Origin of the sequence: Sulfuricurvum sp. (assembly GCF_019163035.1) — a bacterium.
Lineage (GTDB): Bacteria > Campylobacterota > Campylobacteria > Campylobacterales > Sulfurimonadaceae > Sulfuricurvum.
This window is the reverse complement of the sequence record NZ_JAFLKV010000059.1, coordinates 1-7,605: the sequence shown is the minus strand read 5'-3', so window position 1 is coordinate 7,605 and position 7,605 is coordinate 1. Positions and strand designations below refer to the sequence as shown.

Genomic DNA, 7,605 nt, shown 5'->3' with positions numbered 1-7,605 from the left:
GCCGTCCATGCAAACCCCCAAAAGAGCATCGCAACGATCATACCGATCAGATAGATATTTGTTGATTCTTTTTTCATGGCGTGATTGTGCGACTTTTTGGCTTTGAGGTGGATGAATCACCCTTTAGAAATTGTTAGTGTTTTTCTCTTTGGTCTCTATATTTGAAATGTTCAAAATTTGTTCTAAAAATCCTATCTCAGCAATCCCTGATTTTTGCTCATCCTGACGAAGCGCCTGAATTTGCTCGAACATCTCACTGCTCATCAGCAGTTCGCTCTCTTTTCCCTTTTTCTCATCCTCCGCCTTTTGTGCTTCCATCATCTCTTCGATAAGCTGTTTTTTATAGTCATTCACCATTTTGTTAATATCCATCGGGATTTCGGGATTCTTTTCTTTCTCTTTGAGGAGTTTGGCACGATACTCTTCGACGAGGGCTTTGATTTTCTCTTCGTCAAGCTCTTTGAGGAAAACGGCAGCACCTTTGGTGCGCAAGTCATTTTTAAACTTGCTCAATTTACCATCTTCGGCATTGATCTCATCGCGTGTTTTATACTCTTGTGTCGGATAAAATTGTGCGATCAATGCCGCATAATCTTGATCGATACTCTCATCATTCGTGATGCCGGGTAACACATTGAGCGACGTATTGGTAACAGAGGCTACATTCATGATAATCTCCAAACGTGATTTCTGTATTCATGACAAGCAAAAATCATTCTCTAATATGATAAAATTGCACCATGAAAATTTTCACCTCCGAGAGCCTCTCCGATATCCTCACATGGGCAAAAAATACCCTAAAAGAGAGTAATAAGATCACCTTTTCCGCACTCAATCCCGATGTCGAAGCCGGACACTATGCTGGCGAAATCATAACGATCCGTGAAATAAATTATCGTTACCGCAGTTACAAAGCATGGAATGATTTAGGTGAACTGCTATTTTGCCGGATGCTGACTCCAAAACCCATCTCAGAAAATACAATCGCAATCACCTATGAGAAAATCGACCTTAGCGACTCATTTCATCACGTTGCCGCAAAAGAGGAAAAGTATGGAACCGCTTCACGTTTTAACGCCATCCACAAAAATGAAGAACCTGCTTTTTTGAGTCCCTATTTACGAGCACTTCGAAGTGTTAAAGTAGAAAATAAAAAACGTATCCTCAATCTTGGAATCAATACGGGTGATGAATTCGACCTCATCCGTCAAATTCTTACCGCTGAAGAGTATATGAGTCTCTCCCTCGTTGGAGTCGACCATTCACCAAGTGCAATTTCGGTTGCACAAGAGCGATTTCATGAGGGAAATGCAACATTTCACGTTCACGATATCAATGCGCTTTCATCCCTAAATCTAGGACGCTTTGATCTCATCATCACCATCGGGACATTGCAAAGCAGTACATTGGAGTTTAAACTACTATTTGCTTCATTGGTGCAAAACTATCTCAATCCAGATGGAGCCATGATCTTGGGATTTCCAAACTGCCGCTGGATGGGAGGGGAGATGATCTACGGAGCCAAAGCTCCCAACTACCCCTACTCGGAGATGTCAATCCTCATCAAAGATATCTACTACTGTAAAAAATACCTTCAACAAAAGAAGTTTCGGGTAACGGTAACGGGAAAAGATTATCTCTTTATCACAGCAACCAAAATCGGCTTATGAATCGGGTAGATACGTTGCGTGAGTTGAGCAGCTTGTTAGAGCGTTAATCCTCACGCCCCACGTTACCCCATACATCATGTTTGACATGTTCTTTACTCCCTAATGGCTCTTTTTTAATATGATAAGCTTCTTTGTCTTTGGTGACACAAAAGAGTTCATAAATCAAAAGATGGGGATTATGCTTTACTACAACATCCAATACATCCAATGTATTTGCATATTTTTGAATTTCGGCAATTGTATCTATATCTTTAGAAACGATTTTAACGACCAAATCACCCTTGTAACCGGCATAAGTATTCACTTCTTCAATATCATAATCCAAAGCAAACCGAATAATATTTTTTCTCTCTGTCTGCATTATCTACAACCCCTTTTAAATATTTATTATAAACAAAATATACCATATTATGATTGTTATTTGCCTAATTAACATCAGCATGGTACAATACCTAAGCCATGTGAAAAGGGGAAAGATGCGGTATATACTTTTTGGTTTCCTATTACTCAACTCTATAAACTTGTTTGCCAGGAATGAGGTTGAAGCGATCAATCTCTCCCTCCAATCACTCCAGAGTGAAGAGTCTCTCCTCGAAACTGAGGTATTAGACAACACCCTCGATCGCTACCGTGGTACTATTTCCCCTTTATACAGACGTTATCAAGTAACCACTGAAGAGTTAGAAAAGATTAAAACAAAATTTGCCGATGCAGGAATCCCCCCATTTTTTGCCCTTATACCCTACTCTGAATCTAAATTCAACCCAACAATACACGGTTATGGAACGGCTGGATTATGGCAGTTCAGTAAGCAAAGTGCTCGAAATTTCGGTTTGAACGTTACTAAACACAATGATGAACGACTCAATATCAATAGCTCAACGGATGCGGCGATACGATACATCAAATACCTCAAAAAAGAGTTTGGAAGTTGGTATTTAGCTGATTTTGCGTATGCGATGGGGGAGGGAACACTGCGTCGTATCATTCAAAAAAATGGTAGCAAGAAACTTTCGGTTCTACTCAAAGATCCCCATTTCCCATCGGGAGCAAAAGCCCATTTTTCAAAAACACTTTTACTCGATGCAAAAATTCATTACACAAAAGAGGATAAGGAAGATAGGGGAGAGTAATTCTCCCGAAGGAGACAAGAGGTTACGTATTAGCCGATATTCGTATAAACGGCTTGGACATCATCGTCCTCTTCAAGTTTATCGATCAATTTTTCGATATCTGCCATCTGCTCATCACTAAATTCTACCGGCGAATTTGCAATACGTTCTAGTGCGGCACTATCAGGGGTAATTCCCATTTTTTCGAGTTCTGCAGAGAGTGCTCCAAATGCGGTATATTCACCGTAAACACTCACTTCGCCCTCCTCTTCTTCGATACTTTCTAGCCCTGCATCGATAAGTGCAAACTCAAGCTCTTCGAGATCCATTGCCGGTGTCGGGAAGCGGAATACCGCTTTGCGGCTAAACATAAATTCCAAAGAACCATTGTTAAGAGTTTCCCCTTTAGCACGACCGAAGATCGTACGGACATTGGAAATCGTTCGAGCATTGTTATCGGTAGCACACTCCACAAAAACGAGTGCACCGTGCGGTGCTTTTCCCTCAATATTCATCTCCGCCAAAGATATAGCATCTTTGCCCGAAGCTCGTTTGATCGCAGCGTCGATGTTATCTTTAGGCATATTTTGCGCTTTTGCTGTCAAAATCGCACTGCGGAGTTTCGGGTTCATATCGGGATCTTCCCCACCCTCTTTTGCCGCCATCGTGATAATTTTACCTAATTTTGGAAATACGCGTGACATATTTCCCCAACGCTTCATTTTTGCCGCTTTACGATATTCAAACGCTCTTCCCATACGGTATACTCCTCAAAATAGTCTGAAAAAATTATTGGAATTATATCTGCTTTAAGAGATTAAGACAACGGCTGTTTATTATCATTATTTAACAAAACTATGCTATTCTCTGAGATCTAAAACAATACTAAACTATAACACAAAAGGGTAATGATGTACTCTTCAAAGCACTTATCATCTCCCTTTGTTCGTCACTTATGGCTGACAAGTGGGATTGTAGTACTATTTATACTCTCTTTTACCATTTACGTCTATGCTGAAAAACAAATCGACCGTGCGAATGAAATTCGTCTACGCTCTTTTATATTAGCGGATGAGTTGCGCCAATCATCCGATGATTTAACCCAAATGGTACGAACCTATGTAGCAACGAAGAATCCTCTCTATAAAAAGCATTATCAAGAGATTCTTGATATTCGCAACGGTACAACACCTCGTCCACTCGAATATCAAACTATATATTGGGATTTGGTGGGGTTGGATAACAAACGTCCCCGTCCATATAGCACTCAAACAACTCCCTTGATAGATATGATGCGTAAAGCAGGGTTTACTGATAAAGAGTTCGCAAAACTTTCCGAAGCCAAAAAGAATTCGGATACTCTGACTCAAACCGAATTTACCGCCATGAGGTTAATTGAGACCTCAACAGCTTCTCCTGCCCAAAAAGATACTCTGCAGCACAAAGCGCTTGACCTTCTCTATAATGATGCTTATCGCAATGCCAAAATATCCATTATGCGACCTATCAATGAATTTTACACCCTTATGGATATCCGAACCAATACCGCTGTTGAAAACGCCCAAACAAAAGCCTTTCTATACCGTATTATTTTTATGACTCTTGGGTTTTTAGCTTTCTTTATGTTGTGGCGTATCAACAAAATGCTCAATAAAACCCTAGGAAGCTCGGTCGATGAAGTACACGCCCACATTACCCGTATCGGAAGTGGCGATTTTTCATTGGCGATTGAAGTTGAGCCAAAAATGAAAGACAGTATTTTAGGGTGGCTAAGTGAAACACAACAAAAACTCAAAATACTCATAGCGAGTAATGAACGGTTAAAACACCTTTATGCCGCATTGAGCCAATGTAATCAAGCAATCGTTCGTGCCACGAACAAAGAAGAACTTTTCCCTATCCTTTGTCAAGATGCGATTCAGTTCGGCGGAATGAAAATGGCATGGATCGGTATAGTCGATGAATCATCCGAATATCTGAAAGCAACCAGCTTTTACGGTGATGGAACCGACTACCTAGATGGACTTCTCATATCATGCGATCCAACGAACCCAACTGCCAAAGGTCCTACCGGACGTGCATTTCATGAAAATCAATCTATATGGTGCCAAGATTTTCAAAACGACCCGTTGACATCTCAATGGCATGAGCGGGGAAAAAAGTACCATTGGGGATCATCTGCCGCACTGCCTCTAACATGTAACGGCAAAGTTGTAGGCGTTTTCACTCTCTATTCGGAGGCTATAGGTGCTTTTGATGAAGCGGCTCGAAAACTGCTCGAAGAGATGGCCATGGATATCAGCTTTGCCTTGGATAGTTTTGAACGTGACACTGCCCGTAAAGAGGCAGAAGAGGCATTGCAAAAAAACCAAAGCCATCTATTAGCTATTATCGAAAATGAGCCTGAATGTGTTAAACTCGTTGACCCGCGAGGAGCACTTCTGGAGATGAATCCGGCAGGACTTGCAATGCTGGAAGCAGAAAGTCTGGAAGAAGCGCAAAAATACAGCCTAATAGATTATCTTCTCCCCGAATGGCGTGCCCCTTTTATAGCCCTACACAAAAGCGTAATGAATGGAAATAACGCCCTCTTGGAATTTGAAATCAAAGGATTAAAAGGAACACGTCGCTGGTTAGAGACCCATGCTACACCGCTGCGCGATAGCGATGGCAAGGTAACCATGTTACTTGGTATTACGCGAGATACCACCGAACGCAAGAATAATGAAGAAAAAATCCGTTATTTAGCAAATTTTGACAATCTCACAGGACTCCCCAACCGGACCCAACTTGCCCTTAAAATTAAACACTTACTGAGTATGGCAAAGCGCAACAATCAGCAGATTGCCGTAATGTTTCTCGATCTTGACCGCTTCAAAGATATCAATGATTCATTAGGGCACAGTATCGGAGACACTGTGTTAATCGAATCCGCTGCGAGACTCACATCTTTTTTACGTGAAGAGGATACCATAGCTCGACTCGGAGGCGATGAATTTATTATTATTCTTCCTGATACTCAGATCGACGGAGCCTCCCAGGTAGCCCAAAAACTTTTAGATGCATTTCAAAGCTCATTTCATATTGGAGATCATGAGCTGAGCATAAGTGCCTCTATCGGTATAGCTCTCTACCCTAATGACGGTGATGATTTTGAAACCCTGTATAAAAATGCCGATACCGCGATGTACAGAGCAAAACAAGAGGGGCGAAATAATTTTTGCTTTTTTACGGAAGAGATGCAACACAAAACAACCCGAAACCTTGAGCTGGGAAATGCACTCCGCCATGCACTGGAACGTAATCAGCTCGATCTTCACTATCAGCCTCAATTTTCAACACGCGGTAAAAGAATCATCGGGGCAGAAGCTCTGTTACGCTGGAGCCATCCTGAATTTGGAAATATCTCACCTGCAGAGTTTGTCCCGATTGCCGAAGAGACGGGAATAATTTTATCGATAGGAGAATGGGTACTTCGTACCGCAATTCAAGCAGCTAAATCATGGATGGATGAAGGGAATGAACCTATCATTATGGCTATCAATCTCTCAGCAGTTCAATTTCGCTCACCGAATTTACCGGAGCTTATAGGGACAATCCTGGATGAAGTAGGATTGCCACCGGAGTATTTGGAATTAGAACTCACTGAAAGTATCGCTATGCATGATCCGCAAAGGGCGATTAACACGATGAATGAGTTACATCTTCGAGGTGTAAGAATGTCTCTCGATGACTTTGGAACCGGCTATTCATCGCTCAGTTACCTCAAAAAGTTCAACATCTATAAACTCAAAATCGATCAATCTTTTGTTCGTGATATCAATATCGATCCGGAAGATAAAGCGATTGTTGCCGCGATTATCAGTATGGCAAAAAGCTTAGGTTTACAAACGATTGCTGAGGGGGTAGAGACGATTGCTCAACTCACGTATCTGAAAGAGCAAGAGTGTAACGAGATACAGGGGTACTACTTTTCCAAGCCTCTCCCTAAGAAGAGTTTTGAAGCGTATCGAACTAACTATCAGCCTAAGGCTTAACGTTTATTCATTGATAAAGACGATGTCGCTTTGAATGTTGTTAAAAAGAAGGGATCGGTTATCAACACGATGCTGGTACAAGAACGTGTTCGGTTCCATCGATCGAAGAACCGTGGTATTGTAATAATAAGCATTAGTACAGCGCCCGATAAAGAGAAATGAGAAAAGAAGTTTGATACGAGGATTTTCAAACATCTCATGCGGCTGTGCCAAAAAGGTGAGACCGAATTTTTTGAGATTCACAAGGTCGAAGATATAAAACATAAAATCTTCGAATTTGGTGTAAAACCCTTCCAAACTTGCGATCTCTTGCATAATATAGTAATAATTATCCAAAAGTTCCCGTTTCTGCATCATTTGGGAAAGCTTGCTTTTGATATCCCGTTTACTGGCGAAAAACGAGGGGCTGACCGCCATATAAATGTTTTGGCGCGCGGCTATTGCCGCATCCAAAGCGGCGTTAAAGTCATCACTCTCATCAAAGCACATATAGTGAAAATCACTGCTGACTTTGAATTTCTCTTCGACTTGATCGGGAGTCGGGTTAGAAAAATCGAGATACAGTGTCGGGATACCGCTATCAATGACGAATGCACGGATTTTATTGGCAAGGTGTGTTTTACCCGAACCCGGCTCAGCCAAGATCAATGTGTTTTCGCGCAATACACGATCTTGGAGTTCGAGGGTAGCGATAGAGCTTTTAAATTTTCCAATTTTTCGTTTCATGTTTGAGTCCATAGTAAGAGATAATAGAGAGATAGTATAGCGGATTTAGAGATAAAGGAG

The 7,605-nt window shown here is 41.4% G+C and carries 7 protein-coding genes; 3 read left to right on the top strand and 4 right to left on the bottom strand.

The genetic code is table 11. From position 1 onward, the window contains the following. Positions 1–123: 123 nt before the first annotated feature. Positions 124–669, bottom strand: coding sequence for a hypothetical protein (locus JZU62_RS05100; protein WP_295012550.1), 546 nt, complete (start codon positions 667–669; stop codon positions 124–126). A gap of 71 nt (positions 670–740) precedes the next feature. Between JZU62_RS05100 and JZU62_RS05095 the strand changes: the two genes are divergently transcribed. Beyond that, positions 741–1,670, top strand: coding sequence for a methyltransferase domain-containing protein (locus JZU62_RS05095; RefSeq protein ID WP_295012548.1), 930 nt, complete (start codon positions 741–743; stop codon positions 1,668–1,670). Positions 1,671–1,713: 43 nt separating this feature from the next. Here the strand turns inward: JZU62_RS05095 and JZU62_RS05090 are convergent, their stop codons facing one another. Beyond that, the gene (locus JZU62_RS05090) at positions 1,714–2,031 is read right to left on the bottom strand and encodes a hypothetical protein (protein WP_295012546.1); all 318 of its coding nucleotides are present in this window, start codon (positions 2,029–2,031) and stop codon (positions 1,714–1,716) included. A gap of 115 nt (positions 2,032–2,146) precedes the next feature. On the opposite strand from JZU62_RS05090, the gene JZU62_RS05085 reads away from it, so the two are divergent. Continuing rightward, complete coding sequence (locus tag JZU62_RS05085) at positions 2,147–2,803, top strand: lytic transglycosylase domain-containing protein (protein WP_295012544.1); 657 nt, start codon at positions 2,147–2,149, stop codon at positions 2,801–2,803. A gap of 29 nt (positions 2,804–2,832) precedes the next feature. Here the strand turns inward: JZU62_RS05085 and JZU62_RS05080 are convergent, their stop codons facing one another. Continuing rightward, entirely contained in the window at positions 2,833–3,540 is a 708-nt protein-coding gene (locus JZU62_RS05080; RefSeq protein WP_295012542.1) for a YebC/PmpR family DNA-binding transcriptional regulator, read from the bottom strand. Positions 3,541–3,693: 153 nt separating this feature from the next. Between JZU62_RS05080 and JZU62_RS05075 the strand changes: the two genes are divergently transcribed. Then, positions 3,694–6,819 carry an EAL domain-containing protein gene (locus JZU62_RS05075; RefSeq protein ID WP_295012540.1) on the top strand — a complete coding sequence of 1,042 codons (3,126 nt, stop codon included), beginning with the start codon at positions 3,694–3,696 and terminating at the stop codon, positions 6,817–6,819. A gap of 3 nt (positions 6,820–6,822) precedes the next feature. Here JZU62_RS05075 and JZU62_RS05070 read toward each other — a convergent pair whose 3' ends face one another. Continuing rightward, positions 6,823–7,545 carry an ATP-binding protein gene (locus JZU62_RS05070; protein ID WP_295012538.1) on the bottom strand — a complete coding sequence of 241 codons (723 nt, stop codon included), beginning with the start codon at positions 7,543–7,545 and terminating at the stop codon, positions 6,823–6,825. Positions 7,546–7,605: the final 60 nt, after the last annotated feature.

Bases quoted from the DNA above. Each gene is read 5' to 3' on its own strand.
- JZU62_RS05090 (WP_295012546.1), bottom strand. From the start codon at position 2,031: ATGCAGACAGAGAGAAAAAATATTATTCGGTTTGCTTTGGATTATGAT.
- JZU62_RS05075 (WP_295012540.1), top strand. From the start codon at position 3,694: ATGTACTCTTCAAAGCACTTATCATCTCCCTTTGTTCGTCACTTATGG.
- JZU62_RS05100 (WP_295012550.1), bottom strand. From the start codon at position 669: ATGAATGTAGCCTCTGTTACCAATACGTCGCTCAATGTGTTACCCGGC.
- JZU62_RS05080 (WP_295012542.1), bottom strand. From the start codon at position 3,540: ATGGGAAGAGCGTTTGAATATCGTAAAGCGGCAAAAATGAAGCGTTGG.
- JZU62_RS05095 (WP_295012548.1), top strand. From the start codon at position 741: ATGAAAATTTTCACCTCCGAGAGCCTCTCCGATATCCTCACATGGGCA.
- JZU62_RS05085 (WP_295012544.1), top strand. From the start codon at position 2,147: ATGCGGTATATACTTTTTGGTTTCCTATTACTCAACTCTATAAACTTG.
- JZU62_RS05070 (WP_295012538.1), bottom strand. From the start codon at position 7,545: ATGAAACGAAAAATTGGAAAATTTAAAAGCTCTATCGCTACCCTCGAA.